17 protein-coding genes and 1 pseudogene are annotated in these 16,022 nt (G+C 39.4%); 15 read left to right on the top strand and 3 right to left on the bottom strand.

Annotated elements, in window-relative coordinates; all coding sequences use genetic code 11:
- The first annotated feature begins 8 nt into the window (after nucleotides 1-8).
- The gene (locus tag E0E02_RS05745; protein WP_074965272.1) at nucleotides 9-644 is read left to right on the top strand and encodes a type II CAAX endopeptidase family protein; all 636 of its coding nucleotides are present in this window, start codon (nucleotides 9-11) and stop codon (nucleotides 642-644) included.
- A gap of 34 nt (nucleotides 645-678) precedes the next feature.
- Here the strand turns inward: E0E02_RS05745 and proC are convergent, their stop codons facing one another.
- Both proC and pepA read right to left on the bottom strand, forming a co-directional pair.
- Nucleotides 679-1,449 (bottom strand): pyrroline-5-carboxylate reductase, encoded by a 771-nt coding sequence (proC, locus tag E0E02_RS05740; protein WP_039697503.1) that lies wholly within the window; start codon nucleotides 1,447-1,449, stop codon nucleotides 679-681.
- 61 nt (nucleotides 1,450-1,510) lie between these two features.
- Nucleotides 1,511-2,578 (bottom strand): glutamyl aminopeptidase, encoded by a 1,068-nt coding sequence (gene pepA / locus E0E02_RS05735; RefSeq protein WP_133018086.1) that lies wholly within the window; start codon nucleotides 2,576-2,578, stop codon nucleotides 1,511-1,513.
- Between the two features lie 117 nt (nucleotides 2,579-2,695).
- Here pepA and E0E02_RS05730 point away from each other — a divergent pair, with 117 nt between their 5' ends.
- From E0E02_RS05730 to ytpR, 3 genes are read left to right on the top strand one after another with little or no spacing between them, the layout of a single operon-like run.
- Nucleotides 2,696-2,989, top strand: a complete 294-nt coding sequence (locus tag E0E02_RS05730) for a DUF4651 domain-containing protein (RefSeq protein ID WP_133018085.1) — start codon at nucleotides 2,696-2,698, stop codon at nucleotides 2,987-2,989.
- Nucleotides 2,982-3,299 (top strand): thioredoxin family protein, encoded by a 318-nt coding sequence (locus E0E02_RS05725; RefSeq protein ID WP_039697426.1) that lies wholly within the window; start codon nucleotides 2,982-2,984, stop codon nucleotides 3,297-3,299. The genes E0E02_RS05730 and E0E02_RS05725 overlap by 8 nt, the downstream gene beginning before the upstream one ends.
- 8 nt (nucleotides 3,300-3,307) lie before the next feature.
- Nucleotides 3,308-3,934, top strand: coding sequence for a YtpR family tRNA-binding protein (gene ytpR, locus E0E02_RS05720; RefSeq protein WP_133018084.1), 627 nt, complete (start codon nucleotides 3,308-3,310; stop codon nucleotides 3,932-3,934).
- 36 nt (nucleotides 3,935-3,970) lie between these two features.
- On the opposite strand, the gene E0E02_RS05715 is transcribed toward ytpR, so the two are convergent.
- Nucleotides 3,971-4,687 (bottom strand): class I SAM-dependent methyltransferase, encoded by a 717-nt coding sequence (locus tag E0E02_RS05715; protein WP_133018083.1) that lies wholly within the window; start codon nucleotides 4,685-4,687, stop codon nucleotides 3,971-3,973.
- A 110-nt stretch (nucleotides 4,688-4,797) separates the two neighbouring features.
- Here E0E02_RS05715 and E0E02_RS05710 point away from each other — a divergent pair, with 110 nt between their 5' ends.
- From E0E02_RS05710 to E0E02_RS05665, 11 genes and pseudogenes are all read left to right on the top strand, one after another.
- Nucleotides 4,798-5,193, top strand: a complete 396-nt coding sequence (locus E0E02_RS05710; RefSeq protein ID WP_039697429.1) for a single-stranded DNA-binding protein — start codon at nucleotides 4,798-4,800, stop codon at nucleotides 5,191-5,193.
- Nucleotides 5,194-5,366: 173 nt separating this feature from the next.
- A complete protein-coding gene (locus tag E0E02_RS05705; RefSeq protein ID WP_039697430.1) occupies nucleotides 5,367-6,167 on the top strand; it encodes a Cof-type HAD-IIB family hydrolase in 801 nt (266 codons plus the stop codon).
- A gap of 191 nt (nucleotides 6,168-6,358) precedes the next feature.
- A pseudogene (locus E0E02_RS05700) lies at nucleotides 6,359-9,148 on the top strand (GH32 C-terminal domain-containing protein); the annotation flags it as partial.
- A 72-nt stretch (nucleotides 9,149-9,220) separates the two neighbouring features.
- Nucleotides 9,221-9,421 (top strand): LPXTG cell wall anchor domain-containing protein, encoded by a 201-nt coding sequence (locus tag E0E02_RS09560; protein ID WP_346503711.1) that lies wholly within the window; start codon nucleotides 9,221-9,223, stop codon nucleotides 9,419-9,421.
- A gap of 144 nt (nucleotides 9,422-9,565) precedes the next feature.
- Nucleotides 9,566-10,531 carry a sugar ABC transporter substrate-binding protein gene (locus E0E02_RS05695; protein ID WP_074561142.1) on the top strand — a complete coding sequence of 322 codons (966 nt, stop codon included), beginning with the start codon at nucleotides 9,566-9,568 and terminating at the stop codon, nucleotides 10,529-10,531.
- Nucleotides 10,531-11,847, top strand: a complete 1,317-nt coding sequence (locus tag E0E02_RS05690) for a sensor histidine kinase (RefSeq protein ID WP_133018100.1) — start codon at nucleotides 10,531-10,533, stop codon at nucleotides 11,845-11,847. The genes E0E02_RS05695 and E0E02_RS05690 overlap by 1 nt, the downstream gene beginning before the upstream one ends.
- Nucleotides 11,844-12,527 (top strand): response regulator transcription factor, encoded by a 684-nt coding sequence (locus E0E02_RS05685; RefSeq protein WP_074564860.1) that lies wholly within the window; start codon nucleotides 11,844-11,846, stop codon nucleotides 12,525-12,527. The genes E0E02_RS05690 and E0E02_RS05685 overlap by 4 nt, the downstream gene beginning before the upstream one ends.
- Complete coding sequence (locus tag E0E02_RS05680) at nucleotides 12,514-13,827, top strand: sugar ABC transporter substrate-binding protein (protein ID WP_206282020.1); 1,314 nt, start codon at nucleotides 12,514-12,516, stop codon at nucleotides 13,825-13,827. The genes E0E02_RS05685 and E0E02_RS05680 overlap by 14 nt, the downstream gene beginning before the upstream one ends.
- 146 nt (nucleotides 13,828-13,973) lie before the next feature.
- Nucleotides 13,974-14,402 carry a PTS fructose transporter subunit IIA gene (locus tag E0E02_RS05675; protein WP_074482733.1) on the top strand — a complete coding sequence of 143 codons (429 nt, stop codon included), beginning with the start codon at nucleotides 13,974-13,976 and terminating at the stop codon, nucleotides 14,400-14,402.
- A gap of 17 nt (nucleotides 14,403-14,419) precedes the next feature.
- A complete protein-coding gene (locus tag E0E02_RS05670; RefSeq protein ID WP_074561147.1) occupies nucleotides 14,420-14,914 on the top strand; it encodes a PTS sugar transporter subunit IIB in 495 nt (164 codons plus the stop codon).
- Nucleotides 14,915-15,176: 262 nt separating this feature from the next.
- Entirely contained in the window at nucleotides 15,177-16,022 is an 846-nt protein-coding gene (locus E0E02_RS05665; RefSeq protein ID WP_074561148.1) for a PTS sugar transporter subunit IIC, read from the top strand.

Here is a 16,022-nt window from a genome sequence, read left to right as displayed (position 1 = left end):
AGATTCTTATGAAAAAATTGGTATCATTTTTTAAATATTTGGGGCTAGCAGTAGGTGTGATTTTCTTGGAACAATTACCTATTGCTTTTCTAAGAAAAAATCAGCCTTTTTGGCAAACTCTTATGTTGATCCTAGCTTTTTTAGTGGTGACTTTAGTAACGGTTTTGATTGCTAAGCGTTTAGGCTTTTTAAATCATGCTAGTCAGTTGTTGACGGGAGATGCTTGGAAGAGTATTTTTATGGGATTTTTAGTTATGGTTCCTGTGAGAATGCTTGGAGGCATTACTTTAGTTTTGGAGCATGGTACAAAGGCAAATACGCTGAATCAATCAGTTATTGAAAATCTTGGTATGTCACCAGCTTTGCTTTTTGTGATGACAGTTGTGGCAGCTCCGATTGTTGAAGAATTTGTTTTTCGTGGATTGATTGTCAAACAAGCCTTCCAATTTTCGAAACTTGGTGTTTTTGTCAGCAGTTTTCTTTTTGGAGCACTTCATATGCCGACAGATTTGGGAAGTTGGATTCTTTACGGTGGTATGGGATTAGTACTGGCGATGATTTATCGAAAAACACAAAAGCTAGAGTTTTCTATTGCTGTTCATGCTCTGAATAATTTTCTAGGTGTTCTTAGTATGATTTTATAAAAAAAGCGACTGAATTCAGTCGCTTTTTGGTGTATTACAAGGCTTTTGCTTTTGCAATTGTCGCATCAATACTTGAAACAACGCTTGCGGTTAAGCCAGTTTTTTCAAGGTCTAGAAGACCTGCAATGGTTGTTCCACCAGGACTTGAGATTTTATCAATCAAATCGTGTGGGCTGTCAGAACCTTGAAGAAGATTTTCGGCACTAGCAAGAACTGTTTGTGTCACGATGTCTAGTGATTTTTCTTTTGGAATACCGTATTTAACACCAGCTTTGGCAAGCGCCTCGATAAAGAGGTAAATGTAAGCTGGGCTTGATCCAGCAAGGGCTGTAAAGGTATCAAAATCTTTTTCAGGAATATCAAAGGTTGAACCAAAACTGTCAGTGATTTCTTTGGCAGTTGCTAGAAGTTCAGCAGAGACTTTGTCATTTGTACAAATAGCGGTTGTACTTTTCAAGATTTGTGCATTAAGGTTTGGCATAATGCGGATTAATGGAAGGTTTGGATCTGTCAATTTGCCAAGGCGTTCAAGAGTGACACCAGCTGCCATTGAAAGAATAGGTTGGTGGAAGTGAAGTCCAGCAAGGACAGGTTCAAACATTTGTGGCTTGATGCCAAGGACAACCAAATCAGATTGGTCGATGAGTTCTTGGTGTGAAAGAGCTGCTTCAACTTCAAGTTGCTCTGCAATTTCGCGTGAGCGAGGAAGTGAAGAACCTGAAATGATGATATCGTGTGATGTTGCATTAAGTCCATTGATGATGGCAGTTGCCATTTTTCCGACTCCGATAAATCCGATTTTCATAGTAAGACAAAGGGGAAAGTACAAGAGAAATGTTTAATGACCTGAGTCCCCTAGCTCCTTTCTAGTATTTTTTGATGAGGTCAACAGTTGAGCGGTCTAATTTTTTAACGATAGCTTGAATGAAGGCTTGGGCTTGCAAGAAATCATCCATAGCATAAAGGCTTTGATGTGAGTGAATGTAACGTGCACAAACACCGATAGTTGTTGATGGAATACCACCGTTTTTGAGGTGAGCGGCACCTGCGTCTGTACCACCTTTGGCAGCATAGTATTGGTATTTGATACCAGCTTCTTCTGCAGTTGTGAGCAAGAAGTCACGCATATCTTTCAACATCACGTGTCCTGGATCGTAGAAACGGAAAAGTGTTCCGTCGCCAATTTTACCTTGGTTGCCGTAAATATCTCCAGCTGGTGAGCAGTCAACAGCAAAGAAAAGTTCTGGTTGGAATTTTGTAGCAGAAACATGTGCTCCTCGAAGACCAACTTCTTCTTGAACGTTAGCTCCAGCGATAAGGGTGTTATCAAGTTTTTGACCTTTAAGGCTTTCAAGCAATTCTGTCACCATAAGCACACCAAAGCGATTGTCCCAAGCTTTTGAGATAACATTTTTTTGGTTAGCTGTAAGGATTGTTTCAGATTTTGGCACGATGATATCGCCAGGAAGGATACCAAATGCTTCAACTTCAGCTTTGTCTGTAAATCCAGCATCAAAAATGATATCATCGACTTTTGGAAGAGAAGCAGAGCCATTTGCACCGCGAAGGAAGTGTGGTGGGACTGAGCCAGAAACAACAGGGATGGCAGAGCCGTCACGTGTGTAAAGTGTGAAACGTTGTGAGCTTAGAACTAGTGGGTTCCAGCCACCGATACCAACAGCACGCAATGTTCCGTCAGCTTTGATGTCGCTGACCATGAAACCAACTTCATCCATGTGAGCAGCAACCATGATGCGTGGGGCGTTTTCAGCGTCAGAGTGTTTGATACCGAAAATACCACCAAGTCCATCAGTTTGCACCTCATCAACAAGTGGTGTGATTTTTGAGCGAAGATAGTCACGAACGCTGTGTTCGTATCCAGCGATACTGTCAAGTTCAGTGACTTCTTTTATTTTTGAAAATAAATCTGACATAAAAACCTCGATTCTATGGTTTCTATTTTACCACGTTTTCTGACAATTTTTAGATTGAAATAACATTAAATATTTGGACCTTGGTATTATGTGCTGAAATATGCTAAAATAAAGCGTATGAGAAACAAAAAAAGAAGCTTACTGCCAAGTCTTGGTTTAGTGGGAGTCGGCGGTGTCATCGCTTTGGGAGTAATCTTAAAGAAGAAACGCGAAGAAAAGCGACAAGAACAGATTAAAAATGCCATTCGTGAATATTTCAGCCGATTTGGTAGCATTTCGGTGCTTTATTTGAATGCTTATGAATCTGATGCAGAAAAGATGACTGGAGGTCTCGTTTTAGAGGACGGTCGTACTTTTCAATTTGTTTACCAAGATGGTGAGATTAGCTATGAGGAGGAGAAAAATGATTAGTCCAAAATCCTATGAAGAAATGGCTACCTACCTAGAAAATGATGGCAAAGTAGTTTTCTTTTTTACGGCAAATTGGTGCCCAGACTGCCAATTTATTTACCCAGTAATGCCAGAAATTGAAGCGGAAAATCCAGAGTTTACCTTTGTTCGTGTTGACCGTGATGATTTCATGGAAGTCGCTCAACGTTGGAACATCTTTGGCATTCCAAGTTTTGTGGTAACAGAAAATGGGAAAGAAATTGGTCGTTTAGTTAATAAATTACGCAAAACCAAAGCAGAAATTAACAGCTTCTTAGCTGGATTGAAATAGGAGAGAAAATGATTTTTACGTACAACAAAGAACACGTCGGTGATGTCCTTATGGTGATTGTCAAAGATAGCAAAGGTGCTAAACTTGACTACGAACGTAAAGGTAACGTATCACGTGTTTTTCTTGAAAAAAATGGTGAAACAGTCGCTTGGAATATTTTTGAAGTATCAAGCCTAATTGCAATTGACGGTGTTGGACAAGTGACTTTGTCTGATGAAGACGTTGCTAAACTTAACGCTGAATTGACAAAAGAAGGCTTTAGCGAACAATTGGAAAATGACCCTTCACCAAAATTTGTTGTTGGTCAAATCAAAGAAATGGTTGCTCACCCAGATAGTGACCACTTGAACATTTGCCAAGTGCAAATTTCAGATGACAAAACTGTTCAAATCGTTGCAGGTGCGCCAAATGCTGCGGTTGGTCTTAAAACAATCGTCGCTCTTCCAGGAGCTATGATGCCAAACGGCAGTCTTATCTTCCCAGGTGCCCTTCGTGGTGAAAAGAGCTTTGGTATGATGTGCTCACCTCGTGAATTAGCCCTTCCAAATGCTCCACAAAAACGTGGTATCACTGAACTTGATGACACAGCTGTTGTCGGTGAAGCCTTTAATCCAGAAAAACACTGGAAAGGGTAACATAATAAAAAACGAGTTAGAATAATCTAGCTCGTTTTAGTTTTTTCGTAAAGTAAGGTGTTGTAGAAAAGCGATGTCTTTATAGGGCTTTTGATTAGCGACAGCTAATTCCATTTTTGTTAAACGTTCTAGCCAACCATCCTCAGTTTTGAATTCATTTGGCTGAAGGGCATAAAATGTGCGCAGACCTTGGTAGTTTTCAAGAGTTAAGTTAGTTTTGCTGGCTAATTCGTCAATACTATAAGTTTCACCATGTCCGAATGATGAGCTATTGTAACTGTCTTTCCCATCTAAGAGATAAAGTGCATCTTCAATATTATTGTTAAAAATGACTTGATGTAAGACTTTTCCAGTAAGATTGTGCTTAATTAAGGAAAGTTCACCATGTGGTTTTAAGAGGCGTTCAAATTCATTAAGGTATTTTTGATGTTGAGATTTGTCGATGTATTCAAAGACATTGTGGCAAATGATGACATCAAAGGATTGTTCTGGTAAGTTTTTAAGAACTTCTAAACTGCCATTAATTTTAGTGAATGTCTGTGTATCGTCGGCAAAAAGCATATCGGCATTTGGTTCAACGGCAGTAACGGTATTATTTTGTGATAAATATTCTGAGGTTGTTCCAAAACCAGCACCAAAATCAAGGACTTGTTTATCTTTGATGTGGTTGAGTTGTGCAAAAATCAAACGGTACATGATTTTTCCCCAAGGCTGATTCAGCATTTCTTTGTAGGCATTGATGTTGACTGTCATAAAATCTCCTAGCTTGTAAAATATATTTCATTTTAACAGAATATTTTGAAAAATTCTTTTTTAAAGTGGATTACCAAATTTTTTTCGAATAATAAGATAGGAGGTAATTGATGTACAATAAAGTTATTATGATTGGGCGTTTGACAGCGCAGCCTGAATTGGTGACAACACCAACCGAAAAATCTGTTACACGTGTAACACTAGCCGTTAACCGTCGTTTTAAATCGCAAAATGGTGAGCGTGAAGCGGATTTTATTTCGCTTGTGGTTTGGGGGCGTTTAGCAGAAACGCTCGTTTCTTATGCTGGAAAAGGGAGTTTGATTTCTGTTGATGGAGAGCTTCGTACGCGTAAATACGAAAAAGATGGTCACACCAATTATGTGACAGAAGTGCTCTGCCATTCTTTCCAACTATTAGAAAGTCGTGCCCAACGTGCCATGCGAGAAAATAATGTGGCCAATGATTTGGCTGACCTTGTGCTGGAAGAGGAAGAATTACCCTTTTAATAGTGATGAAGTCCGTGTGTTTACTCGGACTTTTTTTGTCAGAATAATGAAAGGAATGTCAGATTTTCTGGATATTATCGCCTTGTTAACTTTTTTTACTGAAATAATGAAAAAACCTCTTGGAAAGCCCTTTCAAAAATGCTATACTGGAGAAAATGTGTGGAGAAAGAGCAATGTTTAAAATTATTTTTAGTGATATTGATGGGACACTCATCAATGACGCTTTGGAAGTTACTTCTAAAACACGTCGTGCTTTGAGTGATGCTGTCAATTCAGGTGTCTTATTTGTGCCCGTATCGGCGCGCATGCCTGAAGCAATCAAGCCAATCATCAAAGATTTTTTGCCTGAAGTGCCGATGATTTCTTACAATGGTGCTTTTATTCAAGATGAATGTGGTCAAGTGATTGATAGTTGTCCAATGAGCCCGCAGGCGGCGCAAGCTATTTGTCAGTACTTGGAAAAAGAAGTGGCAGATGTGGTTTGGAATGTTTACAGCGGTGAAAAATGGTTGTCGCAAAACCGCTTGAACAAATGGATTTCTCGTGAAGAACGTGTTGTTGGTCTTGTTTCACAAGAAGCAGACTTAGAGGCAATCGGTCATTTACCAGAAGTTCACAAACTGCTTTTAATGGGTGAGCCTGAGCGTATGCAAGCACTGGAAGAAAAACTAAAAGAACTCTATCCAGGCTTATCAATCGCAAGATCTTTACCTTATTACATTGAAGTTATGGCAAGTGGCATCCAAAAAGGGCGTGCAGTCAGCCTATTAGCCAAACACTACGGTGTTGAGATGTCAGAAACTTTAGCTTTCGGTGATAATTTTAATGATTTGGACATGCTAGAAGCGGCTGGTGAAGCTTATGTCATGGCAAATGCTCCGCAAGAAGTTAAAGAGCGCATTGGTCATGTCACTGCCAACCACAATCATGACGGCATTGCTTTAATTCTAGAAAAATTTAAACTTGCTAGATAAAATGGATTCCTCTTTTTTCACGACTTTTCGAAATTCTCGCACCTAGTGTGAGAATTTTTTTAAATGACTTTTGCCACTTAAATTATTGAGATTTGTCACCTTGAGGAGATGACAAACGTCTGATGATAACGCTTTCTTGATTTGGTATCCTTATCTTGTTGAATGTTTGAGACAGGAGGAAAAAAGGAATTATGAACAAAGAACATGAAACGAAGTGTGTGAATTGGTACATGCATAAAAGTGGGAAAAAATGGGTTTATGGTTGCAGTCTTTTGGTTTGTGGTCTTCTTTTGGGAGGTGTGACTGGTCTTGCTAAAGCTGATGAAGTGACTGTCCCAAACACTCAAACTGAAGTTGTCGCGAGTAGCCCTGAAGAGTCAGAAGCTGACAATTCAAGTCAACCTTCAGAAGATATGCCAGAAAAAACTGTAGCTCAAGGTGTCGAAGATACAAATGTAGCACCTGAAGAAAATACAGTAGAGCCCGTTGACTCTCTTGCTCAACAAGAGACATCAGATAATGCTCTAACAGAAGCTACTAATACGCCGTCAGCTGAGACAACAGCGCCAGCAAGTAGCGACCAAACTCAGACAGTAGCGACATCAGACTTAGTTACAGCTAACCAAGCTAACTCAAAAGCTGCTAAAAAATTTGTCGCTACCAATCTAACCCAAACACCTCAAAGTGCTTATCACACCAATCTTCAAGGCTTAAGCTATGATGCCACTGTTTGGCAAGAAGGGGAAAATGGTCTTTATAGCAACGCCGTTGGGAAAGGGGATAATTTCCTTTATTCAGATTCGACAGGGAAAAATTTTGTCTATCAGACAGACGTTACTTTCTTGCAAAATAGCGGAGCAGCTTCACTTGTTTTTCGTTCAAATAATGACGCAACCAATTTCAAAGGTTATGTCGTTAATCTAGATGGGAACTCTCACAAAGTCAAATTCATGCGCTGGGGCGAAGCCAATTTGATTGATGAAAAAGAAATTGCAGCAAGCCCAGATAACAAATACGCTCTTAAGGTGGTTGCTTTGAATGGGAAAATTTCCTATTATGTTAACGGCATTCTAGTCGCTAATTTAGGAGATTATACACTTCAGCGTGATGATAAAGGTCAAACCACTTACATCTCCGATGGTCATTTTGGTTTGCTCAATTGGAATGGTGAGATGGTCTTTCAAAATACCTTCTACCGTGAATTAACTGATGAAGAGTTACCAATTATTGATGATGTTACGGTGACTTCAAAAAATGGTCCTGTTGAATCTAAAGGTCAATTCTTCCCTGAAGAAGCAGCTTACATTCAATACGTGTCAAACGATGCCTCGACTGTTGATTTGAGTTTTGTGGGTCATAATCCACAAGCTGTTGTCACTGTAACAGATGCTAATGGAAATGTTTATGCAAATGCTAGCGACATTCCAGTAGCAGTCGGAGTGAATTATCTTACTGTGACAAGTAGCTACACAACAGCAGATGGCTATACAGCGACAGCAACTTACCGCATCAATGTTCACCGTCGTCAACCAGCTTCGGTTTACTATAATGAAAATTTTCGCGACCAATATCACTATTCTGTCAAAGATGGCTGGGCAAATGACCCAAATGGTATGGTTTACTATGACGGTGTTTACCACATGTTCTACCAATTTTACGATGATACCAAATGGGGACCAATGCATTGGGCACATGCGACAAGTACGGATTTGATTCATTGGACGGACCAACCGATTGCATTTTACCCAGACTATAACGGAACCATGTTCTCAGGATGTATCGTAGCTGATAATAACAACACAAGTGGTTTGTTTGACGGTAACAACGGCGGCCTGGTTGCTTTGATTACAGCAGATGGTGAAGGTCAACGTATTAAACTCGCTTACAGTAAAGATGCTGGTAAGACTTGGCAAAAAGTGGATAAAGTTGTGGCTGACTGGTCAACTGATCCTTTACAAAATCGTGATTTCCGTGATCCGAAGGTCTTTCGTTGGGAAGATAAGTGGTTTATGGTAGTGGCTGGTGGACCGCTCCGCATTTATTCATCAGATAATTTGCTTAATTGGTCAGTGGAATCTACTTATCCAGATCTCCACACAGAATGTCCAGACCTTTATCCAATCCAAACAGAAGACGGAACTGTCAAATGGGTACTTTCTCGTGGTGGTCGTTATTATAAAGTAGGTGATTTACAACAAGTTGGTGGACATTGGACATATACGCCTGACGAAGCTTATAAGACGACAGATGGTATCATGAACTTTGGTAAAGATTCTTATGCTGCTCAAACTTACTTTACACAAGATTTTGGTACAAGTGCACACCCAACGATTCCAAAAATTATTGAAGTGAACTGGATGAATACTTGGGATGATTATGCTTTGCTTGTTGCTGATCGTCTTGGCCAAAAATTTAATGGTACTTTCAACCTTAATTTGACACTGGGTCTTGTCAAAGACGGTGACAAATATGTTCTCACTCAAACACCGATTAAAGCCTATGAAAGCTTGCGTGATCTTGACCACAGCGTTGAATACAAGGATGTAACGGTTGCTAGTGATAATAATCTCTTTAAGGACTTTTCTGGTGATACTTATGAAATTATCGCTCACTTTAAACCAAGTGCAGGTACAACAAAAGTTGGCTTTAACCTTCGTGTCGGACCAGGTGAAGTGACTAAGGTTTATTATGATTTGCAGACGGGTAAAATTGTCATTGACCGCAGCCAGTCGGGAATTATCATTTCAGATAAATTTAGAGAAATTGATAGTCAAGCGGTGACACGAAATGCTGACGGAAGTATCGACCTTCACCTTTTTGTTGACCGTGCTAGTGTTGAAGTCTTTACTAAAGGTGACACGGTTACGGGAGCAAATCAGATTTTCACATCACCGCAAAGTTTAGGTCTTTCAGTCCTTGTTGAAGGTGATGCAGCTACAGCTGATATTACTCTTTACCCATTGAAGAGCATTTGGCATGATAGTAATGCTGCCTGTGATGCTCCAAGTTCTGATGACACAGGCAGTGATGCTGTTGAATCAGCACAATCAAGCGTGACTGGTCTTGTCAACGCTGTTAAGGAAGCGGTTGGTCTGGAACAAACTGTCTCAGCAGATACTGTGATAAAGACAAGCACAGCTCAATTACCACAAACAGGTGAAAAAGACAGTCACTTAGCTGGTCTAGGAATCTTATCATTGCTTGCTGCTGTGGGAGCTTTTGCAAGTAAATGCTTTAAGAAAAAAGAATTGTAAATTCAAGTAGGGAGTAAAACGGGAGGACAGCATGTTCTCCCGTTTTATTGTTTGTTCTATGGAGGTAAATTGTCTATACATTTTAAACGTGTTATAATAAAACTACGTTTGAGTGTTGTTATTTTGTTAAGTAAAAGGTATAAGATGAAAAATCGAAAAATTTTAGGTATTGTGGTAAGCGCTTTTATAGCACTTTTTGCGATGCTTGGTATTTATTTCCATTATAAATTAGTGCCTTATAATGCTAATCGGGTCAAAATCGGGGCAACCTACATGACCATGAATAATGATTTTTATAAGGTTTTAAATAATGAAATTGATAAAATCGTTGAAGAAAAAAATGATATTCTCTACACCAGAGATCCAGCATTGAATGTTGATAAGCAAGCGCAGCAGATTGAATCTTTTATTCAAAAAAAGGTTAATGTCATTATCATCAATCCCGTTGACGCTAATAGCAGTCGCTTGATCAAGGCATTGAAAAAAGCTAAAAAAGCAGGCATTAAAGTTGTGGTTGTGGACAGTCAGTTGTCTGATAATTCTTCAGTTGATACGACTATTGTCTCTGATAATTATCAAGCAGGCGTTTTGTGTGCTCAAAATTTGATGCAATCGCAAAGTAGCGCTAAAATCCTGCTACTTGAGCATCGCAGTGCAGTCTCAGCGGTAGATCGTATCAATGGATTTTTAGATACGATTAAAGGACATGATGCTTATCAAGTGGTAGACCGTAAGGATTGTTTGGGTCAGACAGAACTCTCAATGCCGCAAGTTGAATCAGTGATTAATTCGGCGGAATCTTTTGATACGGTGATGGCACTTAATGACCAAGTGGCTATTGGTGCCCTAGCGGCGATTGAAAATATGGGCTTGACGGATACGGTGAAAATTTACGGTGTCGATGGTTCGCCAGATATGAAAACTCTTTTGGCAACAACATCATCAATTCAGGCAACCGTAGCTCAATCACCGATAACGATTGGCGAAAAGGCTATTCAAGCAGGTTATCAGCTGGACAAAGGAAAAAAAGTGGCTAAAGAGATTGTCATCCCAGTCAAATTTATGACTAGTGAGACGGTTTCTAATACAGATATCACGGGGTGGCAATGATGAAAGCTTTGAAGAATGTTGAATTGGCCAAACGTGCCTTGGTTGCCATTAATTTTTTAGCAGTGCTTTTTTATAGTACGGTTTATTTGTCAGCGACAAAATATATCATCGAAAATGGTTTTAGTCGGTCATTGTTGGAAAAAATCAATATTATCCCAAGTTCACCAGAGCTGATTTTTTGGTTATCGAATTTATTTTTCTTAGGACTTCTGGCTGTGATTTACGTTCGAAATCGTGCCTTTGAAAGGGAAACAAAAACACGTGATTGGCTTGCAGTTTTAGAAGTGGTATTACTTTTTGCTACTTTTTTTGCTCTGCAATTGTCTTACAATGGCTTGATTTTGATGGTTTTCATGGACATCTTCTTTTCTTACACGGATTTTTACACTTTTCGTGAAAAGAGATCATGGTTGCTTTTTATTTTGGCTAGTTTTGGGGCGCTTTTGCTATCGAATTATGATGTTTTGTCGCTTTTGGTGCGGACACCAGATTTGGATGTTTACATTAATTTCTTCCCAGCTAGCACACGCTTGATGGTTCTTTTTATCAAGAATTGCTTGGTATCGCTAAATATGATTGTCTTTATCATTTCTTTGATGATTTACATCATTTATTCGGTAACGGAAAATCATAAAATTGAAGAAGAGTTGTTAATGGCTTCGCAGGCTAATACGCGTTTGAAAGAATATGTAGCGGTGTCTGAAAAGATTACTGAGGATCGTGAACGTAGACGTATTGCGCGTGAAATTCATGACACCATAGGGCATGCTTTAACAGGTATTTCAGCAGGGATTGATGCTGTAACGGTTTTGATTGACCTTAATCCTGAGCATGCTAAGAAGCAATTAAAGAGTGTGTCAAACGTTGTTCGTGAGGGAATTGTCGACGTTAGACGCTCCCTTAACAAGATGCGCCCAGGCGCTCTAGAGAATCGTACCTTAAAAGATGCTCTTGAAAAAATGCTCGATGAATACCAAGAATTATCTCATTTGCAGATTGATTTGAATTATCATTGGGACAATGTCGATTTTGATAAAACTAAAGAAGACGTGATTTTCCGTGTGATTCAGGAATCTGTGACTAATTCTTTGCGTCATGGGCGAGCAACAAAGATTAAGATTAGCATGCTTAATCAAGAGGATTACGTTTTGTTGATTAAGGATAACGGGACAGGTAGTGAGAAAATCACTTACGGCTTTGGATTGACACAAATGACAGAACGTTTGGCCATTATCGGTGGTCAGGTCGCTTTTTCAGGTAAAGATGGTTTTGCGACGACCATTCATATCCCCAAAATAAAAGGAGAAGAAGAATGATACGAGTACTTATTGCAGACGACCAGGAATTAATACGAGAATCCTTGAAAATCGTCTTGTCTGCTTATCCTGATATAGAAGTTGTTGGTGCAGTGAGCGATGGGACAGAAGTCTTGGAAGTCTTACCAACTGCCAAACCAGATGTGATTTTAATGGATATTCGTATGCCTAAAATGGATGGCGTGGTCTGCACCAAAGCTGTGAAAGCTCAATTTCCAAATGTTAAAGTCATTATTTTGACGACATTTGACGACGATGATTTCATTTACAGTGCCTTAAAATATGGTGCCAGTGGTTATCTGCTAAAGGGAACATCGATGGATGAGTTGCATGATGCGGTCGTGACCGTTAATGACGGTCGTGCCATGTTGAATCCAGATATTGCCACTAAGGTATTCAAACTTTTCTCGCAAATGGCACAGTCAAATTATGCTATTCAAGTTGATGACAGCTTGACGCAAGATATCAATAAAATGGAGTGGCGTATTATTCAGCAGATTGGGTTTGGACTATCCAATAAAGAAATTGCAGCAAAATTATATTTGTCAGAAGGAACGGTCAGAAATTATCTGTCTAATATTCTCTCGAAATTGAACTTACGTGACCGCACACAGTTAGCTATTTGGGCAGTGCAGACTGGAGTTACCTTAAAATCTTTTGAGGATGATGACCATGACTAGGCTAAAAAAATATCGCTTTTTGCTTGTTTTACTGCTTGCCCTTTGCGTGGGGCTTGGTGGCTATGCTTATTATCGCATGCAGCAAAAAACAGTCCTCAAAATTGGTGTCTATGCTGGTAGTAGCTGGGATGTGCCAAATGGTAATGACTATAAAGTCATTGATAGCGCGATTAAGCGTTTTGAAAAATTGCATCCTAACGTTAAAGTGGTTTATGAAAGTGGAATTTCAAAGTCAGATTATTCGACTTGGTTGACCGACCAGATTGTCGCGGGTACACAGCCTGATGTTTTCATTGTGCCAGAAGATGACTTTAACCTTTTATCTTCAACAGGTGCACTGGCAAATCTGGATAGTAATATCAGCACGAGTTTTTACGATTCGATTTTTTACCAATCTTCTTATCAAGCTGGCGAGTACAATCACACACACTACGCTTTGCCATTTGAAAGCAATCCAACCATGATGTGTATTAACATTGATTTGCTGAAAAAAGAAGGTATCCAGATTCCAAAATCTGGTTGGACAGTGGATGATTTTTATAAGATTTGTAAACAAGTCACCAAGGATACTGATGGTGACGGGGCGATTGACCAGTATGGCTGTGCAGGTTATGATTGGCAGCAAGCAGTCGCAGCTTACGGTGGAAAGTTGTTTAATGCGACGGGAACGAAGGCTTATTTTGATAGTGACAAGGTTAAAAAAGCTTTGTCATTGATTACGCAATTAAAAGCTTTAAATGGGAATTATGATGTGACTAGTAAAGACTTTGACGAAGGAAAGGTTGCTTTTCTACCTATGTCTTTAGCCACTTACCGTACCTACAAACCTTATCCTTATCATGTAGCCAAGTATTCTACTTTTTCTTGGTCTTGTGTCACCATGCCTGCTAGCAAAAAAGGCGTGGATGCAACCCAAGTGTCAACTTCTCTGTATGCTATTTCTTCTCAAACCAAACACCGATCAGCAGCTTGGGAATTTTTAAAACTCCTCTGCACGGATAAAGAAACCCAGCAGTCTGTTTTTGATTATTCACAGGGAAGTTCTGTTTTGAAGTCAGTCATGCAAAGTAAAGCTTCTAAGGAAAAATTAAAAGAAGAAGGCTTCGGACCAGATTCTTTGACGGTATCGACTCTAGACTCTATGCTAAGTCAGGGAATTACCAAGCCAACGTTTAAAACTTATAACAGTGTGATTGGGCAAGCTGATTATCTCATTAGCAAAGCCATTGCTGAAAATAGTGTTGAGACGGATTTGTTTTCAATTCAAAAAAGGATTGAGGACAATTTGAATAATAAATAAAGAGAACCAAGCGTGTGCTTGGTTTTTTTGTGTGACAATTGTCATTTTTGAGATGACATTTATCAGCCCAAGCGTGTGACAATCGAGAGTGTGAAAACGCTTAATGACTTGCTAGAATAATAATCAGAGAAGGAGAGATAAAAACTATGAAGTATTTACTACTGGTGAGTCATGGTGGTTTTGCTGAAGGTCTGAAAACATCTCTAGCAATGTTTGCGGGAGATAAAATGGACCAAGTTATCGCTATTGGTTTGAAAGATGGCAAAACAGTTGATGACTTTGCAAAAGACTTTCGACAAGCCATTTCAGGTTTGACAGCTGAAGATTCAGTTGTAGTTCTTGCAGATATTGTTGGCGGAAGCCCACTGACAACAGCTTGCAGTGTCTTGGATGAAGTTGGCAAACTTGATGACGCTATTGTTTTAGGCGGTATGAATTTACCAATGGCAATTACCTCAGCAGTGATGAAAGATATGCTTGAGGGCGATGCTTTTGTTCAAGCTGTGTTGCCAGAAGCTCAAGCGGCTCTTCAAGAATTCAAAATCGTTTCAGACGACGAAGAAGACGATATTTAAGGTAAGGGGAAGAAAAAATGACAGTTTCATTTGTACGTATTGATGACCGTATGATTCACGGTCAAACTGTAACACGTTGGGCAAAAGAATACCCATGCGATGGTTTGATTGCTGTAAACGATGCGGCAGCTAGCAACAAAGTGTTGACACAAGCATATAAAGGTGCTTCTGATAAGAAAACCTTCGTTTGGTCAGTAGATGCTTTTGGTAAAAAATCACAAAAAGTTTTGGATTCAGATACGCGTTATTTCGTGATTACTAAAAATCCAATTGACATGAAAAAAATCTTGGTGGATCAAGGTTTTGTTCCAAGTGATGTTAAAGAAATCATCGTTGGCCCATGTAATGACCGACCTGGTGCTGTCAAACTTGGTAATAACCAATCAATCACTCAAGAAGAAGCAGATGCCATTGAAGCAATCGAAAAAGCTGGTTACAAAGTGAAATTCCAATTGTTGCCAGACGTATCAATTGGTTATTGGTCAGATTTTAAATCAAAATTTGGTTATTAATGAGCTAACAAAGTAGCTCTTTGTATCTCGAGCTACGAGCTGTGTCAAAAAGATAGTTTTTTTCTAGAGTCTGGTAACTCTTCGTCAAAACTCCTATTTTGCCAGTGCTCGTAACGCTCTTTGTATTTTAGTAATTAAACACGAGCTGAAATCCTAGTAAAAAAGATAAACTTCCTAGTGTCCCAATGACACGTCGTCAGTTTCCTATTTTTATACGGATTTCTTAACGCTCTTTGTATCTTAATATAGGAGAAGAAGTATTATGGCAATTTCTTGGTTTCAAGCGGCCTTGTTAGGTTTGTTTGCATGTTTGTCTTCAATGCCTGGGCTTGGTGGTACAACCATTGGTAACTATACTCTTGGTCGTCCATTAGTCGGTGGTCTTGTCTGTGGTCTTATTCTTGGTGATATCAAAACAGGTGTCATCTGTGGTGTGGCAATGCAATTGGTTTACATTGCGCTTGTAACACCGGGTGGTACAGTTTCAGCTGATGTGCGTGCGGTATCATACATTGGTATTCCTTTGGCAATGGTAGCCATCCATTCACAAGGTTTGTCAGCTGACTCAGCTGATGCGGCTAATTTGGCTAAATCAATGGGGACTCTTGTTGGTACTGTTGGTACAGTTCTTTTCTACGGAACAGCAACAATGAACCTTGTTTGGCAACATATCGGTTGGCGTGCGGTTGAAAAAGGTAACTTCAAACAACTTTACAAGGTTGACTGGTTATACCCATGGGTATCACACATTGTCTTTTCATTTGTACCAACATTAATCATGTGTAAACTTGGTGCAACTGCTGTTACTGCAATGAAAGATGCTCTTCCAATGGATGGTATCCCAATGAAAACTCTCTTTACTGTTGGTGCTTTGTTACCATGTGTCGGAATTGCCATTCTTTTGAAACAAATTGTTGAAAAAGTGACTGACTTCATCCCATTCTTTGTTGGTTTCACTTTGGCAGCTTCACTTGGTTTGAACTTGGTATCATGTGCAGTGATTTCATTGATTTTTGCGGTATTGTTCTACGAACTTGAAATGGCAAAACACGTAAAAGCAACTGCTGCAGTAGATGATTTTGATGACGATGATGAGGAGGATATCTAA

Source organism: Streptococcus sp. KCJ4932, assembly GCF_004352745.1.
GTDB classification, from domain to species: Bacteria; Bacillota; Bacilli; order Lactobacillales; family Streptococcaceae; genus Streptococcus; species Streptococcus ruminicola.
Note: the sequence above shows the minus strand (reverse complement) of the source record. Positions and strands in the feature narration are given on the sequence as shown.

Excerpts from the sequence above, each read along its gene's own strand:
- E0E02_RS05745 (WP_074965272.1), top strand. The coding sequence starts at position 9 with ATGAAAAAATTGGTATCATTTTTTAAATATTTGGGGCTAGCAGTAGGT.
- proC (WP_039697503.1), bottom strand. The coding sequence starts at position 1,449 with ATGAAAATCGGATTTATCGGAGTCGGAAAAATGGCAACTGCCATCATC.
- pepA (WP_133018086.1), bottom strand. The coding sequence starts at position 2,578 with ATGTCAGATTTATTTTCAAAAATAAAAGAAGTCACTGAACTTGACAGT.
- E0E02_RS05730 (WP_133018085.1), top strand. The coding sequence starts at position 2,696 with ATGAGAAACAAAAAAAGAAGCTTACTGCCAAGTCTTGGTTTAGTGGGA.
- E0E02_RS05725 (WP_039697426.1), top strand. The coding sequence starts at position 2,982 with ATGATTAGTCCAAAATCCTATGAAGAAATGGCTACCTACCTAGAAAAT.
- ytpR (WP_133018084.1), top strand. The coding sequence starts at position 3,308 with ATGATTTTTACGTACAACAAAGAACACGTCGGTGATGTCCTTATGGTG.
- E0E02_RS05715 (WP_133018083.1), bottom strand. The coding sequence starts at position 4,687 with ATGACAGTCAACATCAATGCCTACAAAGAAATGCTGAATCAGCCTTGG.
- E0E02_RS05710 (WP_039697429.1), top strand. The coding sequence starts at position 4,798 with ATGTACAATAAAGTTATTATGATTGGGCGTTTGACAGCGCAGCCTGAA.
- E0E02_RS05705 (WP_039697430.1), top strand. The coding sequence starts at position 5,367 with ATGTTTAAAATTATTTTTAGTGATATTGATGGGACACTCATCAATGAC.
- E0E02_RS05695 (WP_074561142.1), top strand. The coding sequence starts at position 9,566 with ATGAAAAATCGAAAAATTTTAGGTATTGTGGTAAGCGCTTTTATAGCA.
- E0E02_RS05690 (WP_133018100.1), top strand. The coding sequence starts at position 10,531 with ATGAAAGCTTTGAAGAATGTTGAATTGGCCAAACGTGCCTTGGTTGCC.
- E0E02_RS05685 (WP_074564860.1), top strand. The coding sequence starts at position 11,844 with ATGATACGAGTACTTATTGCAGACGACCAGGAATTAATACGAGAATCC.
- E0E02_RS05680 (WP_206282020.1), top strand. The coding sequence starts at position 12,514 with ATGACCATGACTAGGCTAAAAAAATATCGCTTTTTGCTTGTTTTACTG.
- E0E02_RS05675 (WP_074482733.1), top strand. The coding sequence starts at position 13,974 with ATGAAGTATTTACTACTGGTGAGTCATGGTGGTTTTGCTGAAGGTCTG.
- E0E02_RS05670 (WP_074561147.1), top strand. The coding sequence starts at position 14,420 with ATGACAGTTTCATTTGTACGTATTGATGACCGTATGATTCACGGTCAA.
- E0E02_RS05665 (WP_074561148.1), top strand. The coding sequence starts at position 15,177 with ATGGCAATTTCTTGGTTTCAAGCGGCCTTGTTAGGTTTGTTTGCATGT.